Raw genomic sequence first — 21616 nt, 5'->3', positions numbered from 1 at the left:
TATGAATATACAGGATAGTATTGTAAATTTAGTTGCATATGCGTTTAAGACTGAGCTTATTGAGGAGTCGGATATTATTTATGCGGTAAATTCGCTTTTGATAGAGCTTGGACTTGATAGTGCAGAATATGAGATTGGCGGGATAAAAGAGCTTTCAGAAAAGATTCCGGAAGATGAGGCTGAGCTTGGAAGATACCTGGAAAGTCTGTTAAAAGAAATCGATGATTATGCAGTATCAAAAGGGCTTATCGAGAATGACAGCGTTGCCTATAGAGATCTTTTTGATACAAAGATTATGGGACTTTTGGTAGAAAGACCGAGTGCTATCATAAAAAAGTTCAACGATAAGTATTCTAATAGTCCTGAAGAAGCTACAGATTACTACTACAATCTTTCTAAAAACAGTGATTATATTAGAAGATATCGCATAGCAAAGGATGTGAAGTGGGTATCACCGACTGAATATGGTGATCTTGATATAACTATCAATCTTTCAAAGCCGGAAAAAGATCCTAAAGCTATAGCAGCTGCAAGAAATGCGAAGCAGAGCGGATATCCTAAATGCCAGCTTTGTTGGGAAAATGAGGGCTATTCGGGAAGACTGGATCATCCTGCAAGAGAAAACCACAGAATAATTCCTGTGACAATTCAGGATTCTAAGTGGGGATTTCAGTATTCGCCTTATGTGTATTATAACGAACATTGTATCGTGTTTAATTCACAGCACATCCCGATGAAAATAGAGCACAATACATTTTGTAAGCTCTTTGATTTTGTAAAGCAGTTTCCTCATTATTTTGTAGGATCAAATGCTGATCTTCCAATAGTTGGAGGATCGATACTCAGCCATGACCATTTCCAGGGAGGGCATTATGACTTTGCTATGGCAAAGGCGCCTGTGGAAAGATCTTTTAACGTTAAAGGTTTTGAGGATGTTTCGAGCGGAATAGTTAAGTGGCCGATGTCCGTTATCAGGCTTTCAGGAAAAAATACTGACAGGGTCATAGAACTGGCAGACATTATTCTTAATAAATGGAGAGGATATACTGATGAGGAAGCGTTCATTTTTTCTGAAACAGAAGGAACTCCTCATAATACAATAACTCCAATAGCAAGAAAACGCGGCGACAATTATGAACTTGACCTTGTTTTGAGAAATAATATCACTACAGATGAGCATCCGCTTGGTGTATATCATCCGCATGCTGAGCTTCATCATATAAAGAAAGAGAACATTGGTCTTATAGAAGTAATGGGACTTGCTGTTCTTCCTGCAAGACTTAAGGGAGAAATGGCTCAGTTAAAAGAAGCTATCTTAAATGGTGAAGACTTAAGAAAAGATGAAGTTCTTGAGAAACATGCTGACTGGGTGGATTTATTTAAGGAAAAATACGATTCAATTAATAAGGAAAACATTGACTTAATAATCCAGAAAGAAATTGGAGAAGTATTTATGCATGTTCTTGAAGATGCCGGCGTTTATAAGCGCACAGAGCAGGGGCAGGCAGCCTTTGACAGATTCACAGCGTCTTTATGCTAAAGGTATTAATGTAAATTTCAAGCAAAAGTGATTTATAGAAAGCATCAAGTGAAATTGTTGTTTGATATAAAGCATTAAAAAATGGTGACCAGTTGGTCACCATTTTTCCTTAATGATCATAATACTTGATAATTACACAATCTAGTACTGAATAAGCAGGTAATTGTAGCTTTGCGTTAAGACTACATTACTTCTTCCAAAGGAATAATTGCTTCTTCAATAAGCTTCACAATCTGATTGCGGCTTAAAGCATTGAGGCCTTTTGCTATAGGAAGAAGTCCTTCAAGTTTTCTATTTATTTCAGATTCGCTAAATCCCAGTTTGGTCTTATACAAATCCACTAATAATCTGTAGGTTGCGGTTATATCAGTCCGTGTTTTTACTGAAAACTCAAGGACTTTTGCCGCGTCTTCAAATCTCCCCTGGTCATAAAGCTCCTGTCCCCATTTCTGTAAAGAGACAACCATGGCAGTGTAATTCTGGTCGTATTGAGTCAGGACAGTTATGTTTGCTGTACCATATTCAAGCTTTAGATCAGTATTTGTTATTCCTGTCAGGTTCACGATCTTTTCATCCTTTAACGCAAGAAGTTCTTCCTCTGCAGATTGTAAGATGCCATTGTTACCGTGGGTGTCGAATGGAAGAAGGTCTACAGGTATATGAATATACTCTAGTGAATCCAGGCTTTTTTTTCTGACGTTATTGGCTTCTCTTTCTTTTTCCCAAAAATTTTGTTCCCGTTCTTCTATCTTTCTTGAAACGCCACGGGAGCGAATGTTGAATATTATCACTAATATAATGAAACTTGCTAAAAAGGGGAATATCATCTATAATATCCTTTCGTAAATAAAGGTGCTTGTATACCATATATAATAGCACGTAAAATGGCACATAGGGGGCATTATGAAAAAATATTTGCGTGGAGTTTTACTCTCACTTGGTGTGCTGTTACTTCTGCCTGGGATTCAGACAAAAGCAGCAGATGGCAGAACAATTGCAAACGGAGTATTTATAGGTGATATAGATGTTTCGGGAATGAGCGTTACAGATGCAGGATCGGCAGTAAATGCGTATTTTGACAGACTTGCAGAAGCAGATATAACTCTTACAGCCGGTGAAGGCAAGAGTATCACAATTAAGGGTGATGAACTTGGTATTTCTTGGAGAAATCCACAGGTTGTTGAGGAAGCTTATAACCTTGGACATTGTGGCAACGTGGTTCAGAGATATAAGGCGCTAAGAGACCTTGAGCAGTCAAATCATAGATATGATATTGAGTATGGTTTTAATGATGAACATATAGTTGATATTGTAAGTAACAGATGTAGTTCTTTTAACCAGAAAAAAGTAAATTTTTCGTTAAAAAAGACTGCTGATGGATTTGAGGTAACTCAGGGACAGACAGGTTATCTTATTGATGTAGAGGGTTCTGTTGATAAAATAAAAGAGTTTGTAAAGAGCGGATGGAATGGTGAAGCTACTCAGATTCAGCTTTGTGTTGCAGAGGATGTGCCGCTTGGAAGTGCAGAGGAACTTTCACGTGTAAGAGATGTGCTTGGAACATTTACAACAAGTTACAAGTCATCCGGTGCTTCAAGAAGTGCCAATGTTGCTAATGGTTGTTCTTTAATAAATGGAACAACTCTTTATCCGGGAGAGGAGTTCTCGGTACTTGATGTAATTACTCCTTTTACAGAAGCTAATGGATATTTCCCTGCAGGATCTTATTTAAATGGTGTTGTTGTGGAGAGTATCGGAGGGGGAATCTGCCAGGTATCCACAACTCTATACAACGCAGTTCTTCTTGCAGAGCTTGATGTTACAGAACGTCATAATCATTCAATGATCGTTACTTATGTTGATCCTTCTGCTGATGCGGCAATTGCTGAATCCGGCGGAAAGAATTTCAGATTTGTAAATAGTACGGATTATCCTATATATATAGAGGGAAGAACAACTGCTGACAAGCAGATCACTTTTACAATTTATGGTGTTGAGACAAGACCTGCCGGAAGAGTTGTTTCATTTAAGAGTGAAGTTTTAGAAAAGATACCTGCTTCAGAAGATCGGTATTCAACAGATGCTTCTCAGGCGATTGGTTATGTGGGCGTGCAGTCAGCGCATATTGGATATAAGGCACAGCTTAAAAAAGTTGTATCTGAGAATGGCGCAGTAGTAAGTGAAGAGGTAATCAACAGTAGTAATTACAAGATGGTTCCAAGACTTGTAACAGTCGGAACAGGTGGAGCTGATCCAAACATGGTAGCTCAGCTTCAGACTGCTATTGCAACCAAGGATCTTGGTACAGTTAAGGCAGTTGCAGGAGCACTTGCAGCAGCAAGAGATGCAGCCGGAACAGAGAATGCAGAGGCAGCAGCCATTGCTGCGGCACAGGCAGTAAATGCAGCTAATCAGCAGATTCAGCAGGCAGCAGCTGAGAGTGCACCGGTGGAAGATGCAGAGGCAATTATCACCAACTGATAAAACGCAGGATTATTGGAGCGCATTGCACGGAACAATACGTGATACGATTATTGAACTTTACATCATATTATGATTGGAGTATTGATGAGAATTGGTAAGATTACTGAGAATGCATTAAAAAGATCAGTATTAAAACTAATAAAAACGGAATTTAAAAATGAAGGAAGCGCAGCTGCAGGGTCTGACTGCGCTTTTTCTAATGAAAAAAAGACTTTTTCCACAATTTGTCCTGTGACGGTGGATATAGAAGATGCAGCATTTTATGGAGTAATCAAGGCTGTAAATGGACTTGTAGCCCAAGGAATTACAGCGGAGCAGGTGCTGATGAGTATTCTTTTGCCGGAAAATGCAGAAGAACCGCAGATAAAGAAGTATGTAAATGACGCTATAGAAGCCGCAAGACTATGCAATGTGGTTTATTCAGGCGGTCATACAGAGGTTACTTCACTGGTAAATCGTCCGGTTTTGAATATTACTGCTATAGGCTACTTAAGTGAGGAAGCATTAACTGATGGTAAAAGAGTTACCTGTAATGGAAAGGGTAAACCGGGGCAAAGTCTTGTGATCACGAAATGTGTAGCACTTGAGGGAACAGCTATGCTGGCATGGGAGAAGTTTGATGAACTTACAGCAAAATATCCTGTCCCTTTTATAGATGGAGCCAGAAACTTTAAGTATGACCTCTATGTGAAAAAAGAGATGGATATTTTAGCAGGATCGGGAGTATCTGCAGTGCATGACCTTTCAAATGGCGGAGTCTTTGCAGGTCTTTGGGAACTTGCAGGAAGATCGGGATGTGGACTGCGTGTTGATCTTAAGAATATTCCAATCAGACAGGAGACAATAGAGATATGTGAGTTTTTTGAAATAAATCCGTATCAGCTTCTGTCAGGCGGGGCTCTTCTTATAGCGGCAGATGACGGTGAAAAACTGGTATTTGACCTCAACAATAATGGTATTCCGGCAAAGATTGTTGGAGAACTTACGGATAGTAATGATAAGATTATAATCAATGCTGATGAGACGAGATTTTTAGAGGCGCCTCAGGCTGATGAGATACTAAAAGTATTGTAATGGAGTAGTTTTTTATTCTGTGTTATCATATGATGAAGAAACACAAGAGAATCGTAATATTACTGTGAGGAGAATGAGATGGGAACCAGAGAAGAAATACTAAATATTATTGAAAAAAACAGTCGCATTGAAGTTCATGAACTTAGCGTGTTGCTAGGGGCGGATGAGCTTCTTATAGCCAACGAACTCAAGGCGCTTGAAGATGAGGGAATAATTTGTGGTTACCATACCATGATAGATTGGTCTAAAACAGGGCTCGATAAGGTTAATGCTTTGATAGAAGTTAAAGTAACACCTACAAGAGGCCAGGGGTTTGATAATATTGCGGAGAGAATTTATAAATATCCGGAAGTTACAAGTGTGTATCTCATGAGCGGTGGATTTGACCTTATGGTAATACTTGAAGGTAAATCATTGCAAGAAGTTGCCGGTTTTGTAAATAATAAGCTGGCAACGCTGGATACAGTCCTTAGCACTGCAACTCATTTTATCTTGAAAAAGTATAAGGATCACGGAACTATTTTGACTAAGCAATACGAGGACACAAGGGAGATAATCACACCATGAGAGATCCGTTAGGAAAGAAAGTAATTGGAATCAAGCCATCCGGTATTAGAAAATTTTTTGATATAGTTCAGGAGACGGAAGGTGCTATTTCTCTTGGTGTTGGTGAACCGGATTTTGACACACCATGGCATATCAGAGATGAGGGCATTTACTCTCTTGAAAAGGGAAGAACATTTTATACCTCCAATTCAGGACTTAAGGAACTTAGGCAGGAAGTTAGTAATTATATAAACAGAACACAGGGAGTAACCTATGATCCGTTAAAAGAAATATTCATTACGGTTGGCGGATCAGAAGCAATTGACCTTGCATTTAGAGCAATGGTTGATGAGGGAGACGAAGTCCTTATTCCACAGCCAAGTTATGTGTCATATGAGCCCTGTGCGATTCTTGCTGATGCTGTGCCTGTTATCATTGAGCTTAAAGAAGAAAATGATTTTAGACTTACCGCAGAAGAAGTTCTTGAAAAGGTAACAGATAAGACAAAGATTCTTGTGTTGCCATTTCCCAACAACCCTACCGGCGCTGTTATGGAGAAGAAGGACCTGGAAGAGATTGCCAAAGTAGTTATCGAAAAAGATCTTTATGTTATTTCTGATGAAATATATAGTGAGCTTACTTATAATGGCAAACATGTTTCAATAGTTTCACTTCCCGGTATGAGAGAGCGCACAATCTTAATAAACGGTTTTTCCAAGGCTTATGCTATGACCGGATGGAGACTTGGATATGCTTGCGGACCTGCAAACATAATGGCTCAGATGGTTAAGATACACCAGTTTGCTATAATGTGCGCACCTACTACAAGCCAGTACGCAGCAGTAGAGGCACTTCGAAATGGTGACGAAGATGTCAGCAAAATGCGTGAGGAGTACAATCATAGAAGAAGGTACCTTCTTAATGAATTTAAGAAGTTTGGACTTCCTTGTTTTGAGCCGTTTGGAGCGTTTTATGTATTCCCATGTATCAAGAAGTTTGGAATGAGTAGTGATGAATTCTGTACAAGGCTTCTTGAAGAGGAAAAACTTGCAGTTGTTCCAGGTAGTGCCTTTGGAGACTGTGGAGAAGGGTACATCAGAATTTCCTATGCGTATTCCCTACAAAATCTTAAGATTGCCATGGAAAGATTTGAGAAATTTATTTCAAAATTGGAACATTGATAGATTGGTGATTGATACAGTAAAGTATATTGCTGATTAAAAAGATTTATTGAGAGATAGTATATAAGAAGACGGATGCTTATGGTTCATATTATGTATGAATCAAGGGCATCCGTCTTATTTGTCATTATCATAATTTGCTGATGAACTGTAGCATGATCACACTACAGTTTCATAAATATTTGATTCAAAGAACTTGTTGTAGCCCTGCCAGCCTGGAGCCTGAACATTTGATAAAAGCTCAGTGAAAGTTTCCATCTTGGCATCTGTGTTATCTGCAAGATTTAGTGCAACAGCTTCCATAATGGCAGGCTTTTTGGGAGAACCATATTCGAATTCGCCATGATGAGCTAAAATACAGTGCTGCAATTCCTGCTTGAGTAGTTCAGGGAAACCTTGTATATTGCGTGCCTTTTCTCCAATCATTTCAGTTCCCATTACGATATGACCAAGGAATTGTCCTTCATCAGTGTAATCGTTTGTAGGGAAAAGACTAAGTTCTCTTGTTTTGCCGATGTCATGACAGATTGCTGCAGTAAGCAGCAGATCACGGTTTAGCTTGGGGTAAGAAGTGCAATAGTACATGCAGAGCTTTGTAACACTAAGTGTATGCTCTAAAAGTCCACCAATAAAGCCGTGGTGAACAGTCTTAGCTGCGCTGGATTTTTTGAAAAGTACTATAAATTTTTCGTCGTGAATAAAGAAATCTTCAAGTAGCTTTTTTAAATAAGGATTCTGAATGCTTCCAATTATACCAAGGAGCTCTTTGTACATCTCATCAACATTCTTGGAGGTAACCGGAAGATAAAGAGTTGGATCATACTCACCTTCCTGGCATTTTCTTGCACTTTTTATACTAACCTGTAATGCGCCGTTAAAACTTGTTACTTCACCGAAAATATTAATGTAGTCTGTAGCATCAAATTCATAGATTCCGTTACTATTAGGCTCCCAAATCTTTGCATCGATGGTTCCTGTCTTGTCCTGGAGAATTACTGAAAAGTATTCCTTACCATTCTTGGTCGTGGCGCTGACCTTGTGTTTACAAAGGTAGACGTCATTGATTCTGTCTCCGGGCTTCAAATCCTTAATAAATTTCATTAAAAAACCTCATTTCTAAATAAGCAAATAATTAATCATGGGTGGCGCCTGACAGAGTGGCTTCAAGTTTCATCTCAACATAATCTGTGGGTGCCTGTCTCATTACAGTAATTGATATTACATCATCAGGGCTAAGAGAAGCAAGCTTATTTATAAGAAGTTCATAGCTTGTTATTTCTGTGTCATCAATGAAAGTGATGATATCTCCGCTCTGAATGCCTGCTTTCATGGCAGGCGAACCGGTTTCTGTAAGAGTAATATATGCGCCTGCAGGAACATTTTGTTTTGTCTGAATTTCTTCAGGAACTGTGGTTCCATGGATTCCCAGATAAGCTCGGTTCTTACCGTTGGATAGATTTTCTATAAGTGTCTTAAGCTCGGTGATTCCGATCGCGCATATATTTCCTGAAAGGTCACTTGGAACCTTTGTCATGTCAATGATTCCCACAACCTGACCGTAAAGATTTATTAAAACACCGCTTCCTTCGCTGCTTCCCTGAATGTCAGAAGTTAATAACTTATAAGTTGAATCCGGAAGGTCTATGGTAGTTTTTTCAGAAGTAATGATGCCGTAAGAAATAGAACCCTGAATTCCTATGGGACTTCCAACGGCGATAACAGGGAGACCTGTAATGCTGCTTGTATTGGAACTGCCAAGCGTTGCGGCGATTATGCTGTTCCTTGTATCAAGTGAAAGGGCAGCCTTTTTTACGCTCAGGACACAGAGATTGGTTATGGTATCAACAAGCTTTAGCTGAGCTTCAACTGTTATTGAGTTACAAAAAGTGATTCCGATGGATTCAGCATCTTTAAGTTTTTCATAGGGAGCAAGAATGTAATAATTATTGCCATTATCTGCCACTATCAGACCTGAAGTTGAACCGCTGCTCTGATATGATGAATTGAACCAGTTGCTGTCGCTTGAGATGGCGGTTACCTTTACGATGCTTCTATTAGCGTCAGTAGCGAGAACTTTTAATGAAGCCATCATTTTTCCATAGTCTGTGGAATTAAAGGTGTAGGATGCAATTGCCTGGTCAATCTGATCCTTTTGGTTAGCTTCAAGACTTTGAGCTTCACTTGCCGCAATTTCATTTTCTACAGCAACCATTTCTTCAGGCGTAAGCTCATCACTTGCTGATTCTTCGGGAAAAGAAATAACATCAGGTTCTTTTTCCGGATAGAGCTTATCGCTAAACACGGGCTGAAGTAAAAGAAAAGTAAAACATGCTACAATTCCGAAGATAACTGCCAGTGAAATGGTTATTATCGTTCTTCTTAGGAGCTTTTTTCTGTTGATGGGGCGCTGTTTTATCTTTTCACTGATAAATGTGGTATTTGCAAGCTTGTCTTTTTTATTTTCATCCTGATTAAATGGCATAGTTTTTTCCCCTGTACTATTGCAAAACTATTGGAAATAATTGATTAGTCCACTGTAGAAGCCGTCAATTAACAGCCTTTGACAAACATCTTTTTAATTATATATGTTTTTATGTACTGTATCAATGCCAGTGTTCATGCAGAAAGGCGCTTATGCTGCACATGTCGACGATTGATGATAACGTTAATAATCCTCTAGTCACGGCGCGATTATGATGATAAACTTTAATTTGGGAGTTTATGTAAAAAAGGGAAGAGAATAGTTATGAATAAGAAAGCATTACACGTACTTGAGTACGATAAAATAATAGAAAGACTTACAGAACATGCGACTTCTGAGCCCGGTAAGAAACTGTGCAGAGAACTTGTACCATCTGCTGATATTGATGAGATTAGGAAGAATCAGCAAAAGACATCAGATGCTATTGCAAGAATTTTTAAGAAGGGTTCAGTTTCTTTTGGTGACAATAGAGATTTTAGCGGTTCACTAAAGGCGCTTAAGATAGGCAGTTCTCTTGATATGCCGGGACTTCTTAAGATTGCAGCTTTTCTTGAAAACGTAAGTCGTATCAAGGCATATGGAAGAAGTCAGAGGGATGATGAGGCCGGAGATTCACTCACAGAATCTTTTAGCATGTTAGAGCCGTTAACTCCTCTTTCAACTGAGATAAGAAGATGCATAATTTCAGATGAAGAGATGAGCTCAGAGGCAAGCCCTGCACTTAAGCATATAAGACGCGGGATCATGCTTACAAATGACAGGATACATGAACAGCTCAACAAACTGATAAACGGTTCCATGAGAACTTATCTGCAGGATGCGGTTGTTACCATGCGTGATGACAGATATTGCGTTCCTGTTCGTTCTGAGTTTAAGTCACAGATAAATGGTATTGTTCATGATCAGTCTTCGTCAGGTTCTACTCTTTTTATTGAGCCTGCAGCAGTGGTTGAGCTGAATAATAAGATCAAAGAACTTATGCTTCAGGAAAATGCAGAGATTGAGAAGATTTTGCTGGAGCTTAGCCTTCAGGCAGCAGAGCATGTCGAAGCAATTAAGTATGATTCAGAGATAATGACAGATCTTGATTTTGTCTTTGCCAAAGCATCCTATGCTCTTGAAATAAATGCCATAACACCTGTTTTTAATGATCAGCATGCTTTCAACATCAGAAAGGGAAGACATCCTCTTATTGCAAAAGACAAGGTGGTTCCTATTGATGTATACGCCGGACGTGATTTCGATATGCTGATTATCACAGGACCTAACACAGGTGGTAAGACGGTTACCCTTAAGACTGTAGGTCTTTTAACACTTATGGGACAGGCAGGTCTTGCAATTCCGGCAGGTGACAGGTCAGAACTATCTGTTTTTAATGAGGTTTATGCGGATATTGGTGATGAGCAGAGTATTGAGCAGTCCCTTTCAACTTTCTCATCGCATATGACAAACACTGTTTCCATATTGAAAAATGCTGATGAGAATTCGCTTTGTCTTTTCGATGAGCTTGGTGCAGGAACAGACCCCACAGAAGGCGCAGCGCTCGCAATAGCGATACTTAATAATCTTCACAGCAGGAAGGTGCGCACTCTTGCTACGACACACTATAGTGAACTTAAGGTATATGCCCTTAACACACCGGGAATTCAGAATGCAAGCTGCGAGTTTGATGTGGAATCCCTTCGTCCGACCTACAGACTTCTTATCGGCATACCCGGAAAGAGTAATGCTTTTGCGATATCTTCAAAGCTTGGATTGTCTGATGATATTATCGAAGCTGCCAAGGAACAGATTGGCACAGAAGATAAGAGGTTTGAAGATCTTTTGGCAGACCTTGAAAAGAGCAGGAAGACAATTGAGAGCGAGAAAGAGGAAATTGCCAGCTATAAGAAAGAGATTGCAGACTTAAAAGAGCAACTTGAACAAAAAACTGACAAGCTTGACAGGCAGAAGGAAGAGATTATCAGAGAAGCTAATGAAGAGGCAAGAAATATCTTACAGGAGGCCAAGGATTTAGCTGATGAGACGATAAGGACTTTCAGAAAAGTTGGACCGGGAGCAAGCATTCAGGATCTTGAGAGGGCCAGGACCAATGTGGGTCAGAAGATTTCTGCCAAGAATAAAGCTATTTCTGCAAAGAAAGACCTTTCAAAAGAGACGCATCCTATTTTAAAAGAGTCTCAGCTTAAGCTTGGTGAGTCAGTTAAGATAGTTTCTATGGGATTAAAGGGCACGATAAGTTCCAAGCCTGATAAAGACGGATATCTTTTTGTACAGTGCGGAATCATGAGGACCAAGGCAAATATCCGAGATCTTGTGCTTGTGGCTGACGACGATGGCAAGAGCGCCATGAAGAAATTCTACGGAAGAAATACAAGTGGCGGTAAGATGGATCTTTCAAGGGCAGCAAGTATCAGAACAGAAATAAATCTTATCGGTAAAAACAGTGATGATGCTATTTCTGCGCTGGATAAGTATCTGGATGATGCCTATATGTCTCATCTTAATACCGTTAGAGTTGTTCACGGAAAAGGTTCCGGCATTTTAAGACAGGCAGTGCACAATTATCTTAAGGGCGTTCCATATGTTAAATCATTCAAGCTTGGGGAATTCGGCGAGGGTGATGCAGGGGTTACAATTGTTACTTTTATTAAGTGAGGGGTTAAATGGCTACAAAACAAAAAATTCTAATTGTGGATGATGATAATAATATAGCAGAGCTGATTTCTTTGTATCTGATAAAGGAATGCTTTGAAACAAAAATTTGTAATGATGGCGAGACGGCTATAAATACATTTGATACTTTTAAGCCTAATCTTGTGCTTTTGGATCTTATGCTTCCGGGGATAGATGGATATCAGGTATGCAGGGAAATTAGAACCAAATCTCAGACACCTATCATTATGCTTTCTGCAAAGGGAGAGGTTTTTGATAAGGTGTTGGGACTTGAGATGGGGGCTGACGACTACATGGAGAAGCCCTTTGATTCAAAAGAACTTGTGGCAAGAGTAAAGGCAGTTCTAAGGCGCTATAAACCTCAGGTTCAGGAGCCTCAGGAGACTAATGACAAGGTTGTCAGATATCCTGATCTTGAGATAAATATGACCAATTATTCAGTTACCTATATGGGTGAGAGAGTTGATATGCCGCCTAAGGAGCTGGAGCTTTTGTATTTTCTTGCAGCTTCTCCAAATCATGTTTTCACAAGAGAACAGCTTTTGGATCAGATATGGGGTTATGAGTACATCGGTGATACTAGAACTGTAGATGTTCATATAAAAAGACTTCGTGAGAAACTTAGCGACCACGATAATTGGAGACTTGCTACAATCTGGGGTATTGGCTACAAATTTGAGGTACAACAGTAAATGAAGAGAACTCTTTATTTAAAATTTTTGCTGGCATATCTTTTATTTGGAATCTTCGGATTTGTTGTAGTTGCTACCTTTGTTTACAGCATGACTTATGAAAGACTAAGGCGTGACAAGGCTGACTCCATGTATCAGGTTGCAACCCAGATAGCCAATACTTATGCGGCTGATCTGTATAACAGTGAGACTTCTCTTGAAACAGTGCATATGCAGCTGGTTGCATTGTCCAAATATATGGATAAGTCATCTATATGGATAGTAAACCCTTCAGGAAGACTGGTTCTTGACTCGTCAAGAAATCTTGGACCGGGACAGGAGATAGTGATCGAGGGATTTGATCCGACGGTAACAGGTAGTTCTTATTACACGACAGGAAACTTTTTTGGAAGTTTTGACAGGGATGTGCTTAGTGTATTTGCTCCGATAACAGCCAATTTCAAGGTACAGGCTTATGTTGTAGTACACACTTCGATAGCGGATATTCAGAATTCTGCAAATGAATTTCTGAACATTTCTTACCTGATGCTGATAGTTCTTTTCTTGCTATCAATGATAATCCTTATTTTCTTCACGGAGCTTGTGTATGTTCCGCTTAGGAAAATAACTACCGCAACAGAGCAGTATGCGGCAGGAAATATGAGCTATGAATTTTCTGTTGAATCAGAAGATGAAATGGGCTATCTTGCGGCATCTCTATCATATATGGCAGGAGAGATCGCAAGGCAGGAAGATGATCAGAAAAAGTTTATTGCAAACGTCTCTCATGATTTCAGATCGCCGCTTACGTCAATAAGAGGATATCTGGTTGCCATGCAGGATGGGACAATTCCGGAAGAGATGCACAGTAAGTATCTTGGAATTGTTATAAATGAAACTGACAGACTTACTAAGCTTACCAACGAACTTCTTACTCTGAACAACCTTAATACTAAGGGAATGTTGCTTGATAGAAGTGATTTTGATATAAACCAGGTTATTAGAAACGTGGCAGAGTCTTTTGGCGGAATCTGCATTGATAAAAAGATTGCGATAGAACTTGTACTTACTGATGAGAAAATGCTTGTCAACGCTGATATGAGCAAGATTCAACAGGTTCTTTACAATCTTGTGGATAATGCCATCAAATTCAGTCATAAGGAATCAAGCGTCAAGATTGAAACTACAGAGAAACACAGTAAGGTTTTTGTCTCTGTTAAGGATAGCGGAATCGGAATTCCCAAGGAGGATCAGAAGCTTATTTTTGACAGATTTTATAAATCTGATCTTTCACGAGGAAAAGATAAAAAAGGCACAGGCCTGGGGCTTGCTATCGTAAAAGAAATCATTAAAGCCCACGAAGAAAACATAAATGTTATCAGCACAACCGGTGTTGGAACAGAATTTATTTTCTCGCTGCCTAAAGCGGCTGCGATGGATGAAGAGGAATAAAATGCATATTATATTACATCAGCCTGAGATACCTCAGAATACCGGAAATATAGGAAGAACCTGTGTGGCAACAGGAAGTAGTCTTCATTTGATAGAGCCACTGGGATTCAGGCTTGGGGAAAAAGATTTAAGAAGAGCCGGAATGGATTATTGGGAACATCTTGACGTTACCAGATATGTGGATTTTGAGGATTTTAAGGAAAAACATCCCGGAGCAAAGATATGGATGGCTACTACTAAAGCAAAGAAATCATACACGGATGTTCAGTTTGGAATGGATGATTTTATCATGTTTGGTAAAGAGAGCGCAGGAATTCCGGAGGAAATTCTTGTGGATAATGAGGAGACCTGTATCAGAATTCCAATGGGGCATGATATCAGATCTTTGAATTTGTCAAATTCTGTAGCTATTGTGCTTTATGAAGCGCTTAGACAAAATAATTTTGCAGGACTTGAGCAGCAGGGGGAATTGCACAGACTGCATTGGAAAGAGTAATTCATGAATAAAAAGATAGCAAAACAAGATTTCATGTATAACAAAGATGATATATTAACTGTAGAAATAACTGATATTGGTACTGATGGGGAGGGTATAGGCAAAGTTGATGGCTATACCCTTTTTATAAAGGACGCTGTCATTGGAGATGTGGTGAGCGCAAAGGTAATGAAGGCAAAAAAGAACTATGCCTATGCTCATCTTGAAAAAGTGATCAGTCCTTCCAGGTTCAGACAAGAGGCTCCGTGCGGGATTGCAAGACAGTGCGGTGGATGTCAGCTTCAGAACATGACTTATGAGAGAGAGCTTTTGTTTAAACAAAGCAAAGTCAGGAATAATATAGTACGACTTGGCGGCTTTGATGAGTCATTTATTGATAGCATTATGGAACCGATAATTGGGATGGAAGAGCCATGGAGATATCGCAACAAGGCTCAGTTTCCTATAGGGACTGACAAAAATGGTAATCCTGTTGCCGGATTTTACGCGGGAAGAACCCATAGTATTATTCCAGTCTCTGACTGTATCATCGGAACTGAGGAAAACAAAGAGATATTGGACATTGTTCTTTCACATATGAAAAAGAATAATGTTAAGGCTTATGATGAAGCAAGCGGAAAAGGGCTTCTTAGGCATGTGCTTATAAGAAAGGGTTTTTCTTCCGGTGAGATAATGGTATGCTTTGTTATCAACTACAGAGGAGCTGGAAGAGGAAAAGTGGATAATAGCGCTGCACATGGAAAAAAGACAGCCACGAAAGAGTTATCAGTTGAATATATCCAGAAACAAAGCAAACTTGTAAAGAGACTTTCGCAGATAAAGGGAATGAAGAGTATCTCTGTCAGCATCAATACAGAAAAGACCAATGTAATAATGGGAACTGAGATACATACAATCTGGGGAAAAGATACTATTTCAGATACTCTTTGCGGGCTAAAATTTGATATTTCACCATTGTCCTTTTATCAGGTGAATCCGGTTCAGACACAAAAGCTCTACAAGCAGGCAATTGACTATGCAGATCTTACAGGAAAAGAGACTGTCTGGGATTTGTACTGCGGAATAGGCACTATTACATTGTCTATGGCAAAGGCAGCAGGACATGTCTATGGCGTTGAAATAATACCTGATGCAATTGAAGATGCGAAGGAAAATGCAAAAAGAAACGGAATTGATAATGCTGACTTCTATTGTGGAAAAGCGGAGGAGGTTTTGCCGGATTTCTATGAAGGGAAGGGAAGCTTTACAAGGAATGATGATGCAAATGGCTCAGATTCACAAAAAGAAAAAGCACTTCATCCTGATGTGATTGTTGTGGATCCGCCAAGAAAAGGCTGTGATGAAAAGTGCCTTGAGACCATGCTTAATATGAGACCTGAGCGTATAGTATATGTGAGCTGCGACAGCGCAACTCTTGCAAGAGATCTTAGAATATTAACTGATGGTGGTTATGCTCTTAAGGCAATACGTCCCTGTGATATGTTTAGTCACAGCGTCCATGTTGAGACTGTTGTCTTGCTTTCCAAGGGCGAAATACCCAGTAAGAAAGTCAAGGTTAAAGCAATAGAGGATGCTTTGAGACATTTTCAGATGATTCCTGATGAATTATAAAATTATAATGTTCATGGAAAGGAGGAGCTTATGAAATATAAGATTGCTGTTTGTGATGACAACAATGTGGATCAGGACTATGTCATAGGCTTCCTAAATACATGGGCACGTTTAAATTACAGATCTATTGAAATTCATACTTTTATCTCTGCAGAGGAATTTCTTTTTCAATATGCCGACGAAAAAGATTATCATGTTTTGATCCTTGATATTGAAATGGGAAAAATGAATGGGGTGGAGCTTGCCAGAGAACTTCGGATGGGTAGCAGCGAGTTGCAAATCGTTTTTGTTACAGGTTTTCCTGATTTTATAGCAGAAGGATATGATGTTGACGCTATTCATTACTTAATGAAGCCTTTGGAACGAGATAGATTCTATAAAGCTATGGATAAAGCAATAGAGCGTATAAGGCTGGTTGAACCTTATATCATATTGCAGGAAAAGGGCGAGACTCTCAGGCTAAATTTAAGAAATATATTATATGTTGAAGTGTTTTCGCATTCCTGCGTGATTCATACAACAAGCGGTTTGATTGAACAAAAAGTATCCATAACTGAACTGGAGAAAAGTTTCGGAGAGCAGTTTGTTAGAGTGCATCGTTCTTATCTTGTCAATCTTGAAAGGGTTAAGCAAATCGGCAAAACAGAAATTGTTTTGGAAAACGATGAAATAGTGCCACTGTCCAGGCGAAAATATAATGAAGTGAATCTTGCATTTATCCGGTATTTTAAAGGAAAGATATAAAAGGCAATGAATTTATTTGATAGGCTATTTGGAAGAATGATAGACAGACGTATCGCTGAATATCAGTCTGACTTGATTGAAAAACACTGTGAAGAAGTTCAGCATATTTATAAAACTATGCGCGGTTGGAGACATGATTATCATAATCATATTCAGACTTTGCTCGCTTTGTGCGGGGATGAAGAGAAGACCAGGGAGTATCTATGGAATCTGAATGCTGATCTGACAACTGTAGATACAGTCATAAAGACCGGAAATGTAATGGTAGATGCAATACTAAACAGTAAAATCTCTGTAATGAACTCAAAAGGTATAGAGGTTAATGTAAAAGCTATTGTTCCTGAAAAGCTTTCTGTTTCAGAGATAGATTTATGTACAATCATCGGAAATCTTTTAGATAATGCAATGGAAGCAGTAATGCGTGAGGAACAGGATTCCAACAGATTTGTGAGAATATTTGTCGGTATCTTGAAAGAGCAGTTATACATATCTGTTTATAATTCTATGAACGGGAAACCCCAAAAGGGCAAAAAGAATCAGTATTTATCGACGAAGGGTGGAGATAATCACGGATTTGGACTCTCACGTATTGATTATATAGTTGAAAAGAATAACGGATTTATAAACCGTCAGCATGAGGATGGTGTATTTGCTACAGAAATATTATTGCCTATGAAATAGATGCCATTCAGGTGCATATTACGACCACTCGCGAAACAAACGTGAGTGGCTTTTTATTTGTGGTATATTGAGGCAAGCATAAGAAATTCGAAAGGACAAAGGGATGAATCAAGATAAAAAGTATACAATCCTGCAAAATCTGGCCTACTGTGTGAGGGTTACAAAAGAAAAGTATCCTCCGCTTTTGGTATATTGCTCATGCATTATCGTGATAAATGCACTTATTCCGGTGATTACGGCTTTTTTGCCCAAAACAGTAATAGGAATGATTACTGGAAAAAGCCAAATGATGAATCTGCTATTAGTGACGGTAGCATTTACATTTTCTCTGGCTATATTGACAGGCCTGCAGAAGTATTTAGATAAACTGATCTATTGGAACAAGTTTACAATGAATGACTTTTTCCTGCAGATGGTTTCTCGAAAAGGACTTACGACAGATTACAGGAATCAGGAGAATGAGCATTTTAGAAAATTGCAGAGTGAAAGCTTTTCAAGCTGCAATGGCAATTTTTCATATTATGCACAGACCTATGATTCGGCAGTGTTATTTTTCTCAAATTTAGCAGGGTTTGTGGCATTTACAGGTATTCTGATGAGCCTGAATCCGCTACTGATTTTGATTTTGTGTGCAACTACGCTTATAAGCTTCATCTTAAACAGAAGATTGTTAAAGTGGGTTGATACAAATAACGAGGAAAAAGTCGGATATGAACAACGGATGCAGTATATCATCCGCGCATCAGACGATATTCAGGCAGCTAAGGATATCAGGCTTTACCATATGACTGACTGGATGGATCGGATCTACAAAGAGAACATGACAGGACTTCTTTCTTGGTATCGCAGATACACTGCAAAAATATTTGGAGTATCTGCAGTAGACAGCGGCCTGACATTTATCAGAGAGGGAATAACCTATATAGTTTTGATCGGAATGATATGGAAAAATCAGATAACTGTAGCTGAGTTTGTTTTGTATTTCAATCTGGTTGCCGGTTTTTCAGTGTGGCTTAGCAGTATTCTTGGACAGATGAATAATCTTAAAAGACTAAGCATGGCAATGAACCGTTTCCGTTCTTATCTGGAGTATCCTGAGTACTATAAAAGGGAAGATGGAATTCCTGTCGAGAAAACCGATGCTCCGGGAGTGATAACCTTTGAAAATGTTAGCTTTAGCTATACTGATGACGGTGAAGCTATTATCAAGGATATGAACCTTAATATAAAAGCCGAAGAGCACATTGCAATTGTTGGATTAAATGGTGCGGGAAAGACGACGCTTGCTAAGCTCATCTGTGGGCTGACAGACCCTACCAAAGGCCGGGTATTGTACGATGGAACTGACGTAAAAGAACTTAACCGAATTCAGTACTATAAACTTTTTGGTGCTGTTTTTCAGGATTATTCTATTTTGCCGGTAACAATAGAAGAAATAGTAGCGGAAGAAACTGAAGAAAATGTGGATTCTGATTTAGTGGAAAAATGCTTAAAACAGGCGGGGCTGTGGGAGAAGATATCGGCCCTGGATAATGGAATCAAGACCAAGTTTGACAGAACATTTTGGGATGATGGTATCAATCTGTCCGGTGGAGAAAAGCAGAAGCTTTTGCTGGCTAGAGCGCTGTATAAACAGACACCTGTTGTTATATTGGATGAGCCGACAGCAGCATTGGATCCCATAGCGGAGAACAATTTATATGAGTCATACGATGAAATCATGAAGAATAAAACTACAGTGTTTATTTCTCACAGATTAGCATCTACACGATTCTGCAATCGTATTTTGCTTATAGAAAACGGAAAGATTGTGGAAGAAGGGACTCACGACCAGCTTCTTAAAAAAGGAGGCATATACAGCAAGCTGTTTGAAACTCAGGCTAAATATTATAGAGAAGGAAAGGAGAGCACCGATGAAGATTCAAAAGAGAATTGAGATAACCAAACGCGGTTATGCTCTTTTAAATAAATATGTACCGGGGCTTGTCAGGGCGAAAACAATCGCAGCTGTACTCGAAACCCTTTCTCCGTTTGTAACAGTCTGGTTTTCTGCAAGAATTATCAATGAACTATTGAATGACAGAAGACAGAATGTACTTGTCCTTTATGTAATTTTGGTAATAGGAATTCATTTGTTGTTCTCCATGATAAAGGACATAATGGAGAAGATCGTCAATGACAAAGAATCCGGAATGTGGAATTACTTTAATAAGATCTTCTCAGATAAACAAATGAGCATGGACTACGCCATTCTTGAAAATAAAGACATTCAGAAAATGAGGCAGAAAGCAGAAGAAAATCTGTTTATGTTTGGAAATGGGTTAGGGCAGCTCATCTGGGATACAACGAGCCTTGTAAAAGTAATAGTTGGAATTGTTGCTTCCATCTCCTTGACAGCTTCTCTTTTTATGTCAAAGTCGGGGGACAGTATTACAGATTCTAAGCTTTGGGTACTGGGAATCATTATCGTGCTCGTCTTTTTTGGGTTTATTAACAACTACCTGACACACAAAGAAAATGTGGTTTTTGAGCAGTGGACCAAGGGAACGGTATGGTATAACAGAGCCTTTATGTTTTATGGACATGAGCTATATAACAGTACTGCAAGAGCGAAGGATGTACGAATTTATGGCCAGGAAAAAATCGCTGACAGAGAAATGAAAAAAATGGAGGAGCATAACCGAAGTGATAATGCATTCATTAGAAAAATGAGTTTTTGTCAGGGACGGCTCTATTTTGCTCAGGGAATCTGTAACGCATTATGCTACTTGTTCGTGGTTGCCAAAGCTTCTACGGGAGCTTTTGATGTTGGAAGTATTGTGCAGTACGTAGGTGCACTTACTGAACTTGTGGGATGCGTGGGTTTGCTCACATGGATTTATTCTGAAAACAAAGTATATACAAGGCATTTGGAAAAACTGTTTGAATATCTTGATATTCCCAATAATAAGTATCAGGGGAAATTACCGGTTCCCAAAGACTATTTTTGTGACAATGGTGAGAATGATTATAGTATTGAATTTAAAAATGTTTCCTTCAAATATCCGGGAAGTGATACATATGCTTTAAAGAACATAAATACAAAACTAAGTATAGGGAAAAAGCAGGCGTTTGTAGGAACGAACGGAGCCGGCAAAACTACTTTTGTCAAACTGCTTTGCAGATTGTATGATCCGACGGAAGGAGAGATACTCCTAAACGGTATTGATATTAAGAAGTACGATTATGAAGAATACTTAAAACTCTTCTCATTTGTTTTTCAGGACTTTAAACTTTTTGCATTTACTTTGGGGCAAAATATCGCAGCGGATACAAGTTACGATAAAGAGAAGCTTGAAGAGTGTATGAAAAAAGTATCTTTTTACGAAAGATACCAGTCTATGGAGAATGGACCTGATACATATTTGTATAAAGATATCTCGGAAAACGGAGTGGAAGTATCAGGAGGAGAAGCACAAAAGATTGCTTTGGCTAGAGCTCTTTACAAAGGTACGCCTATGATTATTCTTGATGAGCCTACGGCAGCACTTGATCCTTTGGCTGAGGCACAGGTTTATGAAGACTTCAGTAATATGGTCGAAAATAAAACAGCCATATATATCAGTCATAGGTTGTCATCCTGTCAGTTCTGCGATGAAATAACAGTTTTTGATCAGGGACAAATCGTGCAAAAGGGCGCACACTCTAAGCTGGTAGAAGAAACAGATGGTCAGTATTTCAAACTTTGGAATGCACAGGCACAGTATTATGCATGATATGAGTGATTTACTGATGAAACGATGAATTATATATTCATGAGAATCGTAGATAAAAAATATAATGGCGCACTTCGGTACTTACTCGGCGGTAAGTATGAGTGCGCCTATTTTTAAAAAAGCGGAATATTCGACAAGGTAAGTGGAAGAGGGCAAATTAGATGAAAAATCAACCTGTTGGAAATTCCGACAGGTTCGAATGGAAGGCAGTAGATTCTGCGAG

At 39.1% G+C, this 21616-nt stretch carries 17 protein-coding genes; 14 read left to right on the top strand and 3 right to left on the bottom strand.

The annotated features are described in order from the left end of the window. Position 1: 1 nt before the first annotated feature. Entirely contained in the window at positions 2–1540 is a 1539-nt protein-coding gene (galT, locus tag BM086_RS07475) for a UDP-glucose--hexose-1-phosphate uridylyltransferase (RefSeq protein ID WP_092325384.1), read from the top strand. Between the two features lie 182 nt (positions 1541–1722). Here the strand turns inward: galT and BM086_RS07470 are convergent, their stop codons facing one another. Next, positions 1723–2331 carry a hypothetical protein gene (locus BM086_RS07470; RefSeq protein ID WP_141107708.1) on the bottom strand — a complete coding sequence of 203 codons (609 nt, stop codon included), beginning with the start codon at positions 2329–2331 and terminating at the stop codon, positions 1723–1725. 112 nt (positions 2332–2443) lie between these two features. On the opposite strand from BM086_RS07470, the gene BM086_RS07465 reads away from it, so the two are divergent. The 4 genes from BM086_RS07465 to BM086_RS07450 all read left to right on the top strand — a co-directional run bounded on the left by BM086_RS07465 (position 2444) and on the right by BM086_RS07450 (position 6825). Beyond that, on the top strand, positions 2444–4021 hold the full coding sequence (locus tag BM086_RS07465; protein ID WP_092325380.1) for a VanW family protein: 1578 nt from the start codon (positions 2444–2446) through the stop codon (positions 4019–4021). A gap of 87 nt (positions 4022–4108) precedes the next feature. Next, positions 4109–5098: an AIR synthase-related protein gene (locus tag BM086_RS07460; RefSeq protein WP_175560152.1), complete on the top strand. Its 990-nt coding sequence runs from the start codon at positions 4109–4111 to the stop codon at positions 5096–5098. A 78-nt stretch (positions 5099–5176) separates the two neighbouring features. Further along, complete coding sequence (locus tag BM086_RS07455) at positions 5177–5665, top strand: Lrp/AsnC family transcriptional regulator (RefSeq protein WP_092325376.1); 489 nt, start codon at positions 5177–5179, stop codon at positions 5663–5665. Beyond that, positions 5662–6825, top strand: coding sequence for a pyridoxal phosphate-dependent aminotransferase (locus BM086_RS07450; RefSeq protein ID WP_092325374.1), 1164 nt, complete (start codon positions 5662–5664; stop codon positions 6823–6825). Before BM086_RS07455 ends, BM086_RS07450 begins: the two co-directional genes overlap by 4 nt. 159 nt (positions 6826–6984) lie before the next feature. Here BM086_RS07450 and BM086_RS07445 read toward each other — a convergent pair whose 3' ends face one another. Then, positions 6985–7926: a 3'-5' exoribonuclease YhaM family protein gene (locus BM086_RS07445; RefSeq protein WP_092325372.1), complete on the bottom strand. Its 942-nt coding sequence runs from the start codon at positions 7924–7926 to the stop codon at positions 6985–6987. Positions 7927–7957: 31 nt separating this feature from the next. After that, entirely contained in the window at positions 7958–9307 is a 1350-nt protein-coding gene (locus BM086_RS07440) for a S1C family serine protease (RefSeq protein WP_092325370.1), read from the bottom strand. Between the two features lie 264 nt (positions 9308–9571). Here BM086_RS07440 and BM086_RS07435 point away from each other — a divergent pair, with 264 nt between their 5' ends. The 9 genes from BM086_RS07435 to BM086_RS07395 all read left to right on the top strand — a co-directional run bounded on the left by BM086_RS07435 (position 9572) and on the right by BM086_RS07395 (position 21393). After that, complete coding sequence (locus tag BM086_RS07435) at positions 9572–11965, top strand: endonuclease MutS2 (RefSeq protein WP_092325368.1); 2394 nt, start codon at positions 9572–9574, stop codon at positions 11963–11965. 8 nt (positions 11966–11973) lie between these two features. Beyond that, entirely contained in the window at positions 11974–12675 is a 702-nt protein-coding gene (locus BM086_RS07430; protein WP_092325366.1) for a response regulator transcription factor, read from the top strand. Then, positions 12676–14106: a sensor histidine kinase gene (locus BM086_RS07425; protein WP_092325364.1), complete on the top strand. Its 1431-nt coding sequence runs from the start codon at positions 12676–12678 to the stop codon at positions 14104–14106. Between the two features lies 1 nt (position 14107). Then, a complete protein-coding gene (locus BM086_RS07420) occupies positions 14108–14602 on the top strand; it encodes a tRNA (cytidine(34)-2'-O)-methyltransferase (RefSeq protein WP_092325362.1) in 495 nt (164 codons plus the stop codon). A 3-nt stretch (positions 14603–14605) separates the two neighbouring features. Further along, positions 14606–16213, top strand: a complete 1608-nt coding sequence (gene rlmD, locus BM086_RS07415) for a 23S rRNA (uracil(1939)-C(5))-methyltransferase RlmD (RefSeq protein ID WP_242952146.1) — start codon at positions 14606–14608, stop codon at positions 16211–16213. Between the two features lie 30 nt (positions 16214–16243). Further along, positions 16244–16957 carry a LytR/AlgR family response regulator transcription factor gene (locus BM086_RS07410; RefSeq protein ID WP_092325360.1) on the top strand — a complete coding sequence of 238 codons (714 nt, stop codon included), beginning with the start codon at positions 16244–16246 and terminating at the stop codon, positions 16955–16957. Positions 16958–16963: 6 nt separating this feature from the next. After that, on the top strand, positions 16964–17638 hold the full coding sequence (locus tag BM086_RS07405) for a sensor histidine kinase (protein WP_092325358.1): 675 nt from the start codon (positions 16964–16966) through the stop codon (positions 17636–17638). 103 nt (positions 17639–17741) lie between these two features. After that, positions 17742–19574: an ABC transporter ATP-binding protein gene (locus BM086_RS07400; RefSeq protein ID WP_092325356.1), complete on the top strand. Its 1833-nt coding sequence runs from the start codon at positions 17742–17744 to the stop codon at positions 19572–19574. Further along, the gene (locus BM086_RS07395) at positions 19552–21393 is read left to right on the top strand and encodes an ABC transporter ATP-binding protein (RefSeq protein ID WP_092325354.1); all 1842 of its coding nucleotides are present in this window, start codon (positions 19552–19554) and stop codon (positions 21391–21393) included. Before BM086_RS07400 ends, BM086_RS07395 begins: the two co-directional genes overlap by 23 nt. Positions 21394–21616: the final 223 nt, after the last annotated feature.

It is taken from the genome of Butyrivibrio sp. YAB3001 (assembly GCF_900112195.1).
Lineage (GTDB): Bacteria > Bacillota > Clostridia > Lachnospirales > Lachnospiraceae > Butyrivibrio.
This window is presented reverse-complemented; position numbering and strand designations above follow the sequence as displayed.